The sequence below is a fragment of the Mesorhizobium hunchu genome (assembly GCF_040081975.1).
In the GTDB taxonomy this organism is placed as follows: domain Bacteria; phylum Pseudomonadota; class Alphaproteobacteria; order Rhizobiales; family Rhizobiaceae; genus Mesorhizobium; species Mesorhizobium hunchu.
The window spans coordinates 283,128-297,960 of record NZ_JBEBMG010000003.1 but is presented as its reverse complement, the minus strand read 5'-3'; the positions used below and the strand labels follow the sequence as shown (position 1 = coordinate 297,960).

Annotated in this window: 13 protein-coding genes and 1 tRNA gene; 6 read left to right on the top strand and 8 right to left on the bottom strand. The window is 59.2% G+C overall.

Going from position 1 to position 14,833, the window contains the following annotated elements:
* Nucleotides 1–2 precede the first annotated feature (2 nt).
* The 3 genes from ABMA46_RS08215 to ABMA46_RS08205 form a co-directional block, all read right to left on the bottom strand.
* The gene (locus tag ABMA46_RS08215) at nt 3–764 is read right to left on the bottom strand and encodes a hypothetical protein (protein WP_348998840.1); all 762 of its coding nucleotides are present in this window, start codon (nt 762–764) and stop codon (nt 3–5) included.
* On the bottom strand, nt 761–1,147 hold the full coding sequence (locus tag ABMA46_RS08210; RefSeq protein ID WP_348998839.1) for a c-type cytochrome: 387 nt from the start codon (nt 1,145–1,147) through the stop codon (nt 761–763). The genes ABMA46_RS08215 and ABMA46_RS08210 overlap by 4 nt, the downstream gene beginning before the upstream one ends.
* Nucleotides 1,148–1,529: 382 nt before the next feature.
* Entirely contained in the window at nt 1,530–2,135 is a 606-nt protein-coding gene (locus ABMA46_RS08205; RefSeq protein WP_348998838.1) for a hypothetical protein, read from the bottom strand.
* A gap of 516 nt (nt 2,136–2,651) precedes the next feature.
* Between ABMA46_RS08205 and ABMA46_RS08200 the strand changes: the two genes are divergently transcribed.
* Together ABMA46_RS08200 and ABMA46_RS08195 are read left to right on the top strand one after the other, a co-directional pair.
* The gene (locus tag ABMA46_RS08200; protein WP_348998837.1) at nt 2,652–3,350 is read left to right on the top strand and encodes a hypothetical protein; all 699 of its coding nucleotides are present in this window, start codon (nt 2,652–2,654) and stop codon (nt 3,348–3,350) included.
* A gap of 1 nt (nt 3,351) precedes the next feature.
* Complete coding sequence (locus ABMA46_RS08195; protein ID WP_348998836.1) at nt 3,352–3,876, top strand: hypothetical protein; 525 nt, start codon at nt 3,352–3,354, stop codon at nt 3,874–3,876.
* A gap of 180 nt (nt 3,877–4,056) precedes the next feature.
* On the opposite strand, the gene ABMA46_RS08190 is transcribed toward ABMA46_RS08195, so the two are convergent.
* From ABMA46_RS08190 to ABMA46_RS08175, 4 genes are all read right to left on the bottom strand, one after another.
* On the bottom strand, nt 4,057–6,141 hold the full coding sequence (locus ABMA46_RS08190; protein WP_348998835.1) for a 3'-5' exonuclease: 2,085 nt from the start codon (nt 6,139–6,141) through the stop codon (nt 4,057–4,059).
* Entirely contained in the window at nt 6,138–9,026 is a 2,889-nt protein-coding gene (locus ABMA46_RS08185; protein WP_348998834.1) for a site-specific DNA-methyltransferase, read from the bottom strand. The genes ABMA46_RS08190 and ABMA46_RS08185 overlap by 4 nt, the downstream gene beginning before the upstream one ends.
* On the bottom strand, nt 9,026–12,067 hold the full coding sequence (locus ABMA46_RS08180) for a BPTD_3080 family restriction endonuclease (protein ID WP_348998833.1): 3,042 nt from the start codon (nt 12,065–12,067) through the stop codon (nt 9,026–9,028). The genes ABMA46_RS08185 and ABMA46_RS08180 overlap by 1 nt, the downstream gene beginning before the upstream one ends.
* A 68-nt stretch (nt 12,068–12,135) precedes the next feature.
* Nucleotides 12,136–12,450, bottom strand: coding sequence for a toxin-antitoxin system HicB family antitoxin (locus ABMA46_RS08175; RefSeq protein WP_348998832.1), 315 nt, complete (start codon nt 12,448–12,450; stop codon nt 12,136–12,138).
* A gap of 114 nt (nt 12,451–12,564) precedes the next feature.
* Between ABMA46_RS08175 and ABMA46_RS08170 the strand changes: the two genes are divergently transcribed.
* From ABMA46_RS08170 to ABMA46_RS21365, 4 genes are all read left to right on the top strand, one after another.
* A complete protein-coding gene (locus tag ABMA46_RS08170) occupies nt 12,565–12,762 on the top strand; it encodes a hypothetical protein (protein WP_348998831.1) in 198 nt (65 codons plus the stop codon).
* Nucleotides 12,755–13,126 carry a hypothetical protein gene (locus ABMA46_RS08165; RefSeq protein ID WP_348998830.1) on the top strand — a complete coding sequence of 124 codons (372 nt, stop codon included), beginning with the start codon at nt 12,755–12,757 and terminating at the stop codon, nt 13,124–13,126. The genes ABMA46_RS08170 and ABMA46_RS08165 overlap by 8 nt, the downstream gene beginning before the upstream one ends.
* 149 nt (nt 13,127–13,275) lie before the next feature.
* Complete coding sequence (locus tag ABMA46_RS08160) at nt 13,276–13,677, top strand: helix-turn-helix domain-containing protein (RefSeq protein ID WP_348998829.1); 402 nt, start codon at nt 13,276–13,278, stop codon at nt 13,675–13,677.
* A 35-nt stretch (nt 13,678–13,712) separates the two neighbouring features.
* Entirely contained in the window at nt 13,713–14,708 is a 996-nt protein-coding gene (locus ABMA46_RS21365) for a tyrosine-type recombinase/integrase (protein ID WP_425475714.1), read from the top strand.
* Here the strand turns inward: ABMA46_RS21365 and ABMA46_RS08150 are convergent.
* A tRNA-Val gene (locus ABMA46_RS08150) sits at nt 14,659–14,733 on the bottom strand. The genes ABMA46_RS21365 and ABMA46_RS08150 overlap by 50 nt on opposite strands.
* Nucleotides 14,734–14,833 lie beyond the last annotated feature (100 nt).

Genomic DNA, 14,833 nt, shown 5'->3' with positions numbered 1-14,833 from the left:
CATCAGTGGATCGTGCCGCTCATCGCCTTCGTGAAGTTGAAGTGCAGGAAACGGTCATAGAGCGGTGTCTTGCGGTATCGCAGGTCATGGAAGGCGGGGTATCTTTCCACGCCGGGATAGCGCTCGATCATGCCGAGCCAGAGAAGCGGGCGCACGAGGCGGGACAGAAGGTAGTAGCAGGCATCTTCCAGCGGGCTAAACCGATAGTTGGTGATCATGTCGATGGGCAGACACCAGCCCGCCAGTTCCGTCAGCGGCACCCAGTCATCCAGCCGGTTGTGGGCCACCCCGAGGAAATGCACGAAGTCGGGGTCGTCATGGTCGATAGGGAACCGCTCATAGGCCCCATGGTCGAGTGCAAGGAAGTAGGTGTCGAACAGTTCGGCCTGTAACGCGCCGTGGTCGCCGATCATGGCCTTCCCGGCCTTCATTGTCAGCGCCTTCCCCTTGGTGTGACGCAGCAGGCGAGCGCCGATCATCAGCTCATGCATGATCGAGAGCGGAATGAAGTCCTGCTCATTCAGCACCTTGTTCAAAGCATAGAGTTCTTCCGTCTCGTAGCCCGGCCACTGGAAATCCTCGGCAGCCCATGTCACGAACTTCCGGTAGAACGCGCCGGACTTGGTGAGCGTGATGCCGCCGTTCTCGGCAGCGCGGATCAACACCTTCATGCCGTTGATCGCCATCGGACTGCCCGACAGGTCGGAGGCCCCAAGGCTCTCATTGAGCATGATGAACGGTGCGAGGCGCGATTGCCGGATCATGGCCGGGCCGCTCCCTGCCGTTGCAGCGCCATAAGATAGGCGACGACATCGGCCTTCTCATGGTCGAACAGCCGGAATGTCGTCATAGGGAAATGGTCTTCCTGCATGAACCGGACGAAGTAGGCTTCGTCACGTCCGGGGCGGTGCACAATCTCCTCATAGGGCGGCCCCATGTCTGGGTCAGCCGCGTCCGTCGCGCGCAGATGACACATGCGGCACCATTGCTCGACAACCTGCTCGCCACGTGTGGCGGCATTGTCGGCATGGGCAGCACCGGCAACGCACAGCATGGCGATCATGCTCGTCATCATCAGCCTGTTACCCGCCATCGCCGCTCTCCTGTTGCGTTCGCCGCCCATAGCATAGACGGCGACCACGAACATGGCTGCGCGTTGATCTTCAAGGCCGATGCTGTGATCATGACCGGATGTTCAGACGCTCCATCCTGTTGGTATTCGGCGGCGCACTCCTCAATGGATGCGGTAGTTGCAACATGCTGGGAGGAAGTCAGCCTGCCCACTGCAATGCGGGATTGGCGGCGGGAGCAGTGATCGCCGCGCCTGTGCTGATACCGATGGCGATTGCGGACGATGCGAAAGCGCGATCCACTCCCACCCCACCTGTCGAGAAGTGGGAGCCGCAGACTGTTCGGGAGAAGGAGCTTTATCGGGCAGCAACCAGACCATAAGCGGACCGCGACGATTGCACACGGCAATGCCCTTCCGTTCATGCCGCCATGAACGCAGTCACGGGGCGTGGCGGATTTTACAAGCCCGACTGTGCCTTTATATGCGCCTCGACCGTGAGCGGCATGATCGCGTCGTTCAGTCGGAGGATAGCCCGAAGCAGGTATTCACGGATGCCGGAACGGGGTTTCTTGTCGCCTGCCTCCTCTATTGCTGATTGAATGTCGGAGAGGACGCCGGAGACAGTTCGGTATAAAGCAGGTTCTATGTCAGGCTCGTAAATGAAGTCGTCAATGACATGATGGTTCAGCGGTTCCCCCTTTTTTGAGCAGGGACACAGCTCATACCGCATTCCTTGAAACAGTTGGTCTCCCTCCCACACGAAGCGGCTGTCCTTCCATGAGACATTGAGGCCGTATGGATCGGACCAAACATAGTCGTTAGCGTCCGATGCCTTTCGGTGGCTGCGTCGTCCGCAGTCCGAGTGGCGTGTCACCACATAGACACCGAAGGTTGAAGCATCACGGATGGCGTTCTGAAGAATTTTCTGAAGCCGGTGGCGTGTCGTGGAATTAGGCGTGGTGTTGTCCCACCATAAAGAGAAATCCGCGTTGTTAATACCGTTGATGGCCGCCAGAATATCCCGCCGCAAAGCGACAAAGTAATCCCATGCCTTCCGTTCCATCTAATCCCCCCTATGTGACAGCATTAGTCGAGCAGAATATTTTGCAAAAGCGCGGGTCGTCCATGGTTGCAAACAGGACTGTCGGGTATGATCCTCCATACCATTCGGATCGAAGTTCAATCCTCCAAAATTCTTTATATTCTGGAGTTTATGAACATGGCCAGTATCGACCTCATGGCATCATGTCTCCCGTAGAAGCGAGGAGACTGGGTCAATCTAGCAAGTATTGCATCCTCCCGTCCGTAAAGGTTAGCTTGCTGACGGGATTGGGGGGATTTGATGCCGAAGGTTTCAAGGGCGATAGAGTATCGACGCGCTCAGTGGCTGGTCGCAGGACATAGTCTTGAGCACTTTTTGCGGCAAGCGTGGGGGCATTTCCCAACGCAGTTGGAGCGCACGGTCCACAAGGCGGATGGTTCATCGGTATGTGGCCTTCGATCTCGGAACTTTAACGCCGATGGCTTCGCCGTGCAGTGTGGACGTTACACTGCTGACCAGTCAGTAGGCATCTTGACCATGGCTCCCGTTGCCGACGCCGAGGTTGGAGAGCGCGCACCTGAGGCGGAAGAAAACTTTTTGAGCGCGGATTTCATGGCTTTGGTGCGCGGCAACCACGTTGTCGCAATGAATGCCGGAAGGAATGCGGCAACGCTCGGCAACTACCTGCGTGGATTGTTCGTTGCTGCGGGACTACCCGATCATGCGACGCAGTTCGAACTGGCGCGTGTTGGAAATCTCAACACGTTGGCTATGATCGAGACCATCGGCGTGAAGACCGTTGAGTTGCACGTAGACATCGCCGAAGCCACAGCGGTCGAACTCGTAGACGGTGTGCCTGCTGATAGTCTCTGGGGACGCGCAAGGCAGGCGGCGGCGTCAACGTTAGGCGCTATCATTGCGCAAGACGAACAACTGGCCCATCTGCGCGAGGCAGAAATGGGAACCGTTACCGTGTCCATCAACATCAAGAAGGGGGACCTTCTTGTCGCCAAAAACAGTCTTGATCATTTGGGGCAAGAGGTTGCCGCAGATGAGGAGGCGGACGATTTCCTGATCCAGCTTCGGGATGGTCAAACAATCCGTCCCGATGAAATCGCTGTAAGGAAACGGGTGCGTATCGAAGCTGTCGCGAACTCCGTTAGCGCGGACGAGGCATGGGCGATGATGCGGCAATACATGCAGGAGTTGGCAGCGTCAGGCCAGTTGGAGGCTTGAGATGCGCATGAAACGGGATGGCATTGCCATCGACTGGCGCAGGACGATCAAAATCGTGCTGGCACTGTTGCTGTCAGCGTTCGTGGGCTACTGGTTCCAGCCATCTATCGCCAACAGCCCCGAAGCGGTGAACACCGTTGTTACGATCTTTTCGATCCTCGCGGGGTTTCTGATTGCCGTGATCACCTTCATTGCGGAACCTACACTGAGCCGCGCCAAAGACTGGCAAGAGTTGCAGTTGATGAAGTCAACTATCCAGAGGCAGCTCTTTCGCCAGAAGGTGCTCTTTTTCTTGTATCTTGTCACACTCGGCATTGCCCTAGCAATGTTCCTCGTTCCGAAAGATCAGACTGAAATTCTGTGGTGGCTACAAGCGAGTTTTCTGAGCCTCGCGACTTTTGTTTTTCTGGCGTCTTTCGCGCTGCCGGGGTCACTGATGAAAATCCAAATGGAACGTTACGAAGCTGCCTTGGAAGACACTAAGCCACAGGTTGTAAAAGACGCAAAGGCAATCACCCGGAAATAGAAGGAGTGATTTCAGCGGATTTTACAAGTCGGAGCCGTTGCCCTCGTCAACGCCGCGGCAGGTAGCCGGGGGATTTTCTGATTTTTTGTCCCGGCAACCGTCAGCGCTACAGCCCGAAAACCCTGCCGGGCTAATCCAGCATCGTGCTACGATGAAGTCGCCCCAACATTGCATCGTGGATCACGTCAGCGCCAAATCCGCCACGAAATCGGATATGGGGTTTACGCCGCTAACGTGAAGATGGTCGCGGGCGCGGGTGCAGGCCACATAGAAAAGGTGGCGCTCAGTCTCGAAGATCGTTTTCAGTTCGTCTTCGTCGGTGGCCTCGTCCACTCTCGATTGCAGCGGCAAGGCTTCATCGTCGCACGCCATCACGATCACGAGCTTGAACTCAAGCCCCTTTGCAAGGTGCATGGTGCCGATGGAAACGCGGCCCGATGCTTCCTCGACCTGCTCGGTCAGTTGTCGTGCTTCCAGTCCCGCAGCGGCGACGGCAGCGCGTGCGCGGGGCAGATACTCGCCCGACCGGACGAAGATACCGACCTCGCCAGTTTCAATGCCATCATCCAACGCCGTGCGCAGTAGTGCCGCGATGGTGTCGATCTCGCTCGCCGCGTCGGCACATTCATCAATCGTCGGCGATGGTCCCTCGAAAACCGATTGTGCGCCGGTTCGGTCATCCTCGATGCCATCGACATCCTGCACTTTTGCCGGAAGCAGACGATCCGCCGCTTCTCGTATCTGACGCGAGGTCCGATAGTTGATCCGCAGGCTGGAAGAGCGGCCACGGACATCGACCCCGAGCGCCGCCCACGAAAACGGTAGCTGGAAGATGCGTTGACCCAGATCGCCAGCGAAGAAAAGCGCATTAGGACCGGACGTGAGCGCGCCCATCATGCGCAGTTCGGCAACACCCAAATCCTGCGCTTCATCGACAATGACATGCGTGAACGGCTTCTCGTTACCTGCCCGGCAGCTTGCTTCCACAGCAGCATGAAGCTGCGAGGATGTCAGCAATCCTCTTGCCGCGAGCGCCTTCCGGGTCGCTTCCATGACCGGCCACAGCTTTTCGCGCTGCTTCGCCCCCAGCCGGTTCTTGCGCCCGATCCGTGGAACATTCGCGTAGCTGTCCAGATCGGTCAGGTTCCACGCATCCACCACATGCCGCCATTCGGAGAAGGCAAAGCGGGGCGGAAGTTCGGTATAACCCAGCTCTGCAATCGCCCGTTCTACGGCGGCCTGCTGGACTTCAACAGATGCGAGCATCGGCCTGCGCCCCGTCGCAAGTTGATGGAGTTCGGACGCGGCATCCTCGAACGAGGCGATGGAAACCCGATTAAGCTTCGGCTGGTCATCGGCAAGCAGGATGGCGAGCTTCGCACGAAGCGCATTCGCGAGAGGTCGGGAAAAGCTCGTCAGCAGGACGCGCGCCTGCGGATCGTCGCGAACGGCGCGAGCCGCCCGGTGAAGCGCGACGATGGTTTTTCCCGTTCCGGCTGTCCCGGTAACGCGAGCCGGTCCCGTGAAGTCGCGGTTCACCACATCTCGCTGCGACGGGTGAAGGAATACGCTCCACTTGTCCCATGGGAAATCCAGTGCGAGCCGCAGTTCCTCTTCGCTGGTGATGGTCTGGACGCGCCGCAGCGTATCGGGGTGGGCAAAGGGATCGACGGTGGCCGATTGCGGCGTCGGCAATTGGCCGGTCGAGGCATATTCCAGCAGAGCTTCGGCTGCTTCGGCGGGCAAATGCTCCGCCCGCTCGAAAAACTGCGTCTCCGTCCAGCCGACGACATCGGCAATCCAGTCTTGCGGCACGCCGACGTCGAGCAGTTCATCGCCAGTCAGTCCGGTGAAGATCGCAGGCTCGGGCACAGCGACCGGCTGTGGAGCAGGCTGTGCATCGGCGTAGTCGAAAAGCGACCGTGCCTCCTGCACCAGTTCATGCACCTCGACAATCTGGATCGCCCCGGTTCGCGGATGGGCTTCGATCCGCCGCCGTTCCGCCCACGCATAGGCCTTGTCGTGATGATCGACATAGGCCAGCATGAAGCTCGCCTCGGTCTTGTGGATGATGATGCGGATGTCCTGATTGACCCGCACCGACCAGAAATTGGCATCCCGGCTGTTGGTCAGCCGGTGCATCTGGAGGCCGGGCTGCGCCGGATTGAGTTGCAGGTCGAAGGCAGCCGTTTTTGCTTGGCGTTGTTCCTGTCCTGTCAGGCGAGCCAGCGCGGCGGTGAAGCTGTCTGCGATATGGAAGTTCACGTCCCGAACACCTTCATGACCTCGTCGCCGAAGTGGTTGATGACCTTCACCGCGATGCGCCCGCTTTCCGGCCGGTCGAAGGGGCGGGAGACGTGACGGTTCAGTGTTGCCCAGGCATCCTCGTCGATCTCCGCCTTCAGCGTGGTCTTGAGCTGCTTGTAGGGGTCGTTCGCGCCGAGGAAATAGGCGTGGCGAACGAAGAAGCTCTCCTCGTTATAGGCCGTGTCGATGAACCATGCGGCGATGCCCTTCACATCGTTGGAGCGCACCTCGCCGGTATTGGGATCGTAGATGTCCACACCGTTGACGCGCACCGCGATGCGGCCGTCCGGCTGGTCCAATATGTCGATGTCCGGCTCGCCAAAGACGGTGAACAGGTTGCCCTTGCCGGTGTTCTTGAGTTCGCCCGCCATGTGCAGGTCGGGGTTCATCTTGGCCTTCAGGATCGGCAGAGGGCCGAGCCGGGTCAGTTCGGAGGCATGGGCGTCGAAGGCGAAGCTGACCGCGATCAGCACGTCGAAACGCGCCTCGGCGGCTTCACGGGCGGCGGCGGTGAGATCGACGCGGGACAGCGTGCCAAATTCCGGCCCGATGAAGATCGCGGCGCGGCGCTCGGTCTCGCCCTCCATGAAGCGGCCTTCGGCACCGATGTAACCGCGCCCGGCATAGGGGGTGAGGCTGACAAACTCGATCCGGTCGGCGCGATCGGTCTGGTGGACACCTGCCGTTTTCAGATGCTCGATCACCATCGCGGCGAAATCGGTTTCGGACGATGACAGCGGCCCACGCTTCTTCTTGCCGTCCGCCGCATCCACGACGTCGATCAGTTCCTCGGCATCGGCAGGAACGATGCGATGCGGGGACAGGCTTTCGACCGTGAACGGCCCGGCCACGCGCACGCGGCTGTTGTCGGCATAGGGCTTGTCATAGAGATATTCGACATCCGCCGCGCGGGCGATGGAGGCGTCGATTTCCTTCTGGCGCGCGATGCGCGCTTCCCACCATGATTGGTGGATGCCCGCAACGTTTGAGGACCATGCCGGGTCCGCCTCACGCGGGATTTCCCATTCCTGCCAGTTCTTGCCCGTGGCGTGATTGAGTTCGGCGCGCAGCGGCTCCAGCCGCTCCTGCCACTTCTCCCAGATCACGTCGATTTCGGCGTTGTTGCCAACAGTGCTTTGCATGATATGCGGCACTCGTTCATACACGAACCCTTGCCGCACATCACCAAAAGTCGCTGCATCGCTTGGAGGTTTACCAGTAATTTCGGCTTCTCTGAGCCGTCCCTCCGCGCTATCAGCCAACAGATACCATGGGTAGCGCGCCGCCATGATGCGTGTCCGTGCCAGAGCCAGTGCGACGCGACTGGTATCAATGGTGATCCAGCGGCGGCCCCATTGCTCGGCGACATAAGCAGTGGTGCCGGAACCACAAGTTGGATCAAGGACTAAATCGCCTGGATCGGTGGTCATCAGAAGACAACGCTGCACGATAGCGGGCCCAGTTTGAACGACATAGTATCGGTCGCCGAGGTATGTGGTGTCAGTCCAAAGGCTACTCACTCTCTGGATGGGAAAGTCATCCTCGTAGGAAACAAAATACACAAACTTGCCAGATGGTTTGACGCGATTGGCTTTAACAAGGCGCTCCATCGACGCCTTCGGCGTTCCCCACCACTTCGTGCCCGATGAAAAGGTCCTACCTTCTGCCTCAAACTCGTATTTTGCGCCCGGTCCAGCCTTGAGTAGATCAGCAAACCTGAACCTCTTACCAGCTTCTTCCTTGTCAGCGACAGTTCCGTCCGCGCGCATCACTTTTGAGAACGAGCCCGCGTTTGCTTCTGTTCTCTGCTGGAATGGTTCTCGGAACTTTATGCTCCTAGTTTTGCCATACCAAAGAACATAATCCAGCCCGGAGTGGAGACCGGACGTAGTTGCCATCACGCCCGTCGTTTTAACGACTGTGATCTGATTTACGAAACGATCCGCGCCGAAAACCTCGTCCATAACGGACCGGACGCGATGCACATTTTCATCACCGATCTGCACAAAGATGGAACCGTTTTCGGTGAGCAGCTCGCGCATCACCGCCAGTCGGTCGCGTAGATAGGTCAGGTAGGAGTGGATGCCGTCCTTCCACGTGTCGCGAAATGCTTTCACCTGCTCCGGCTCGCGGCTTAGGTCGGTCTGCTTCCCATCCTTCACGTCGCGGCTTTGCGTCGAAACCTGCCAGTTCGACCCGAACTTGATGCCATAGGGCGGGTCGAAATAGATCGCCTGCACCTTCCCTTTCAGCGCCTCGCGCTCGGCTAGGCTGGCCATCACCTGCAAGCTGTCGCCAAGGATCATCCGGTTCGACCAGTGCTGATCGTGCTGGTAGAACTCGGTTCGCGCCATCGGATCGTCGAGGCCGTTGAAATCGGCGAACAGGTCCGGCGCGTCGCTCGCCTCCTCGCGCGCCATCTTCGACTGGCGCACCAGATCGTCGATGATCGCCTTGGGGTGGACCTTCTCCTGAATATAGAGCGGCGGTGCGGTGACGATCAGGTCGGACCAGTCCTGCCGGTCCTTGCCGCGCCAGACCAGTTGCGCGTCGCCGATCTCGACTTCGCCGGTCTCGGCCAGTCGCGCGACTTGATCCTTCGTCAGCCGGATGCGGGCGCCGTTCCAGACGATTTGCGGATCGAGGTCTTCGTCCCGCTCCCGCACTTCACCTTCGGCCAATGGCCGGGCACGCGGATAGACGGCGGGAGCAAGCGGATCGCGCTCCTCCTGCATCGCCGCCAGATCGGCCATCTCCGCCGTGGGAATGTTCAGCCGGTTTTCGGGGTGATTGAGCGTGCCGACCTGCTTCGGGCCTTTGGGTGAACGAGGCGCGCGGGCCATTATGCAACTTCCTTATTTGTCAGACTGTCAATGAGCGCCGCAAAGTCGCTCTCTATCAGCGGGGCATCGGTGAACTCGGCAAATGTCCATCGCCCATGCGTGCCCAGGTTGTTCACTCCCGGCACCCAGAGGGTTTTCATCGTCTCTGCCTTCAACTGCGCATCCCCCTTGCGATAGCCCTTGGTCTCCAGGACGAGGTTGAGCAGATCGTCCGGGCCGCGACCATCATCCAGCCGCACGACCATGTCAGGGATGTAGCGGCGCGGTGTCGAGCCATCGCGATAGGGCACCTCCAGCCCGAGGCCCTGATTTTTCACATAGGCGACGACGCGGGGATGGGTTTCGAGCACGCGGGCCAGTTCCGCCTCCCATGTGCTGTCGCAAACGACATGGCTGACATGGCTGCTCCGGGGATCGGTCGCGTATGTGTCCTTGCTCGTCGTGAAATTGACGTGGCGACTGGTGGAGCGGGGATTGTAGGGATCGAGGATCGCCTTGATTGACTTCGGCCCGTGCTCGTAGCGCTGACAGGCAAGGAAGATGCGCTCTGCCGCCTGATCCTTGATCTCCAGATAGTCGAGCACGCCCATCGGCACGCCCTTGAGTACCAGATAACCGCCATCTAGCCATTCGCGGACGATCCGGCGCACCTGCCCGAAGAGATGGACCGGCAGGCCGTCGCTGCCATCACCGAACCACTTCAGAAGATGGGCGGCCAGAGAATAGGCGATGGCGCTGGGGCGCTGATCGCCGACGCCCTGCGCCGTCAGTTCCTCGGTCGCGCCCACGATACCGGACATGGTGACGCGCGACGGCCCGATGTCCTCGGGGCTGACGATAAGGCGGCTGTCTTCCGTGAACGTCGCGCTCAGGCGCTCGTCGGGGAGATCGACGCGGTAGCCCTCGACACGCGGGAAGGCGATTTCCAGCTCCGGGCGCTGGGTGACCCGTTCCTTGACCGCCTGCACGCGGGTGACGAGCTTGGGTGGCGTGGGCTTCACCACCACCGGCTTTGCGGTGAAATCGAAGGGGATACCGAGCACATCGGCATATTCCACGTCGAACAGGCCGTGTTCGTTCAGCTCGTAGGACTGACGCCGCAGGCCGCGCCCCACGACCTGTTCGCACAGCAATTGCGTGCCGAACGCCCGGACGCCGAGAATATGGGTGACGGTATTCGCGTCCCAGCCCTCGGTGAGCATGGAGACCGAGACGACGCAGCGGATTTGCTCGCCCAGCCTGCCGACCTGGCCCACGGTGTTCATCACCTCGCGGAGCAATTCGGCATCGTCGATCTGGTCGACATCCTGCGCGACGCCGGTGCGTTCCTGCTTCTCACGCCGGAACTGTTCGATCTCCGCCGCCGCCAGTTTGCGGAAATCGGTGTCCAGCGCCTCGCCGCTCTCAAGCTGGGCGCTGTCGATCAACAAGGTCGGCGCGCGGGCAATGCGCTGCCCGTGCTCGTCATAGTTGCGGAACAGTTCGAGATGGCCACGATGAACATTGACCAGCTCGCCATCGGCGTTGGGGCGATCCCAGCCGGAGATATATTCGTAGATCAGCTTCGACGTGGAGGTGTTGTTGCAGACCACGATGAACACGGGCGGGACGGAGATGCCAGCGCGTCTCCATTGCTCATCCACTTTCACATAGTGATTGTAGAGGGCGTCGAGCGCGGTCAGCAGTTCGGTCGGCAGCTTCAGCGGATCAAGGTCTTCGGACTTCTTCGCACCCTTCTTGGGCATCTCCTTGCCGATATGATCCCAGAGCTTCCGGTAGATCGGCATGTCGGCGATGGGCAGGTTGTCGGCCACCGGGACGCGCGGCAGCTTGACGATGCCACACTCGATAGCGTCCATGAGCGAGAAGTCGCTGACGACCCACGGGAACAGCGTTCCTTCCACATAGCCCGAACCGGCGAGGAAGAAAGGCGTGGCCGACAGGTCATAGACGGCGCGGACACCGACCTTCCGCTTCAACGCCTTGATACCGTTGATCCAGAGCCGGGCAGCTTCCTTGTTCTCCTTGGCTTCCGCCTTCGTGTCAGCGTCGGCCAAATCCTCGACGCTGCCTTTCGGACGTTCCTCATAGCAATGGTGCGCCTCGTCATTGATAACGACGACATGCTTCAACGCCATGAGGTCGCCGCAGGCGCGCTGGAGCATCTGCCCCTCGGTCTCAATCGTGATAGGGGCTTCGCCACGCCCCTGTAGGAGCGCCTTGCCGACCTTCGACACGTCCATGGTCTCGCGTCGCTTGAAGGCGTGATAATTGGTGATGACGACCTTGGCCTTGCCGATCTCCGGCAGCATGTCGGATGGTACGAGATCGCGATGACGGTAGTAGTTGTCGGGATCGTCTGGAAGCAGCACGCGCAGCCGGTCGCGGATGGTGATGCCGGGCGCAACGATGAGAAAACCTCGGCTGAAATGCGAACTGGTCGGCGAGCGAACGGCGTTGATCGCCTGCCAAGCGATCAGCATCGCCATCACCGTTGTCTTCCCCGCGCCCGTGGCCATCTTCATGGCAATGCGTAGCAGGTCCGGCCCCGACTGCTTGTTGGCGGCCTCTATGTGCGCCCACAGATGGGCATAACGCTTTTGGCTACGCGCGACCTCGGTCAGCCAGATGATGGTTTCGACCGCCTCCACCTGACAGAAGAAGGGACGAAGCCCCTCGACTTCCGTCCGTCGCCAATAGTGAAGGAGCCGGGCCGTCGCTGGCGTGACGCCCCAATCGCGGTCGCTAGGCAGCGCCCGCCACGTCGCGACATGCGAACGGATTTCGTTGATGATCGGCTTGGGATTGTATTCCTGATCTTCGCTGGTTAGGCCATCCGCGTCGTTGAACACAAGGGACGCCTGAGCAGCTTTGGTCGAACGCCGCTTCGGCTTCGGGACGGGCGTGATGAAGTCGCATGGGCGTCGCCCTTCGATAGGCGGCTGTTCGAGCGGCTGCCCTTCGGCGTCCAGCGCATGATAGCGAGCGGGCGGCTCGTATGGCGAATTGAGAATTGGTTGATCGAAAAACGACTGTGACACGCAGTATCCCCCCCGGCACAAAGTATTGGCAGACGATTGCTAAAACATCCACACATTCGGATGCCCAATCATTCGCGATCCGTAACGAGCCTGCTTTTCAGGTCGCGGAGCATCTCCCCTTGTGTCTTGGATGCGGATTGTTCTTCCGACATTTCGCTGTCGTGACCTTCCAGCTTGTCTAGTCGCTGCTCTATCGCGGTCAGCCGGTCGAGGATTGTGCCGTCATTGGCTTCCGCCTCGCTGACATAAACGCCACCGAGCGACCGATTAAGCCGGTCCACGATAACTTGGTTCAGCGACGTATCCCGTTCTCTCGCATCTTCCACCAGTGCGGCGTGAACCTGCTCAGGCAGGCGAAGCGTCATTTTCGTCCATTCGGTCATTCGCGGATACCACCATTTTTTGGGGCCAGAGTATTCCACCATGATGACCTTGACCAGCTACCAATATGACACTATAAATTGGTGGCATTAATATAGGTCAAGAAGAGGGATGAGATGACCACGGACGTGAAGCTGACAGCGCGCATTCCCGCCGATTTGTCGGCGTGGCTCGCAGCTAAGGCAGTGGAAAATGATCGCTCGCAGAACAAGGAGATTGTCGCCCTCATTCGTGCGGCACGGCGGGCGTCGAAATCGTTGACCGTAGGCGCAAGCGAGCACCAGTCACCGGAGCAGGGAGGTCGCGATGCCTGACATGACTGGGGTTCAGGATTGGGAAGGAAAGCCGGTTCGTTACCGTCGAGGCGGCTTTCTCCTGCTGCGGCTGCTGTCTGAGCGAGCCGTCAGGAGATATGCCTACAAGCTTGGCTATCAATTGTTCAAGCGGACTTCCGGCTACACGTTAGTGCATGTGCACACAGGGGTCGTATGTGTGGGGGCCACGCACGAGCCAGCTGATCTTGTCGAAGTTGTCTACTATCTGCATCGGTGTGACCGCGACTGGAGCGCAGAAGATGGATATCTGGACGGAAGGGGACTTCGCTACTACCCGCCAGACGCCCTCTACTGTGAGGACCTTTTTGAGGACAACCCCTCGTCCGGTGAGGCCGCCAGCTAGGGGATAGTTCCTCTGAGGCAAGTGCGCGTGCCAACAGTACACAGCGGGACGCTTACCTCGCGATGATCACATCCATCTTCCGAGCACTAGGCGCGCCGACGAGACAGACAAAATTGCATAAACCGTGAACCAGCAAGAGGGAGGGATAAATGGCTAAGGGGCACGGCATTCAGACCGTCATACAAACAATGCGGCGTGCTCAGGCGAAATCCGGGTCAACCCATCTGACCGAGCCGGAAGCCGCTGATTTTCTCGGCATTTCAGTTGTCACACTGCGGCGCATCCGAAAGCGCGGCGAGATCGGTTTTATGACGGTTGCAAACCGGGCTCGTTACAGCAGCGTCGATCTACATGCCTATTTGGAGAGTAAGAGTTTCAAGCCATGTCCAAAGAACGATTTGAAATCGGGGGATACTATCTCACCCGGCATCCAAACTCTCCCGTCTACAAAGCCGGATGGTTCGACGCTGAAATTGGACAAACACGCCGCGCTTCTCTTGGCACAAAAGACTTTCATGAAGCAAAAAAAGCCCTTGCCGAGTTCGTCGTAAAGCAGGCGGAACCGAAGGACCAAAAGCCTGCCGACATGCCGCTGGCGTTGATCCTTGTCCGCTATTGGGAAGGCCACGCCAAGAACATCGCGTCCAGCGAAGCGGCGCACTACGGGCTTGCCCTATGGACGGAGTATTGGGAGGACGTGACCGTTGCCGACCTCACCATCCCCCGGCAAAAGGAGTTCATCGCGTGGCTGAAAGCCAAGGGCTATAGCAACAGCTATGTCAGTAGAACCATGTCAGTCGGACGTGCTGCGATCCGCATGGCGTGGAAGCACGGGGAAATTACGTCCGCCCCGTTCATCATGGACGAGCCGGATAGGTCCGATGCCAAGGAACCACACCGCCTGAGCAAAGAGGAAATGAAAACATTTCTGACCAAGGTGCAGGAGTGGCCGCATCTTTATGTCTATACCGTCATCGCCCTGAACACGCTGGGAAGGCCGGACGCGATCCTTGACCTTGCCCCGGCACAGGTGGACCTTGATGATCTTCGCATCAATCTGAACCCGAAGGGCAGGAAACAGACGAAGAAGTATCGGCCCATCGTGCCGATCACGGACACCCTACTTCCGTTCGTCCAGATGCGTACCGTGCCCCGGTTCGTGCTCTGGCACGGAAAGCCAGTTGATCGCATTCATCAGGGTTTCAAGACCGTGGTGCGAGACGCTGGGCTTAATGACGAAATCACGCCCTACAGCCTTCGTCACACGATGGCCGTGGAGCTTCGGAAGCGTGGTGTGCCCCTGTGGGAAGTTCAAGGGCTTCTCGGCCATCGTCAGCCGGGAGTGACGGAAACATATGCAGTCTATGCACCCGACTATCTGTCACAGGGCAGGGAAGCGATTGATGCCTACTTCGCGGACTTGGGCGTGTCGCTACCGGTGCCCGATATGCTCAACGTGTCACTTACGTGTCAGTCGCCACAAACAGAAAAAACCGCCGAAGCGGTTTTATCAACAAAATCAAGGAGCCGAATGGTGGGCGTGACAGGGATTGAACCTGTGACCCCTACGATGTCAACGTAGTGCTCTCCCGCTGAGCTACACGCCCATCCGACGCGGCGCATACACCACTTTTGCCACGGCCCGTCAATAGCGGGAATCGACAAAGAAACGGCGATGTTCCCGATGGCGTCGCGGGGGCGGTCGCC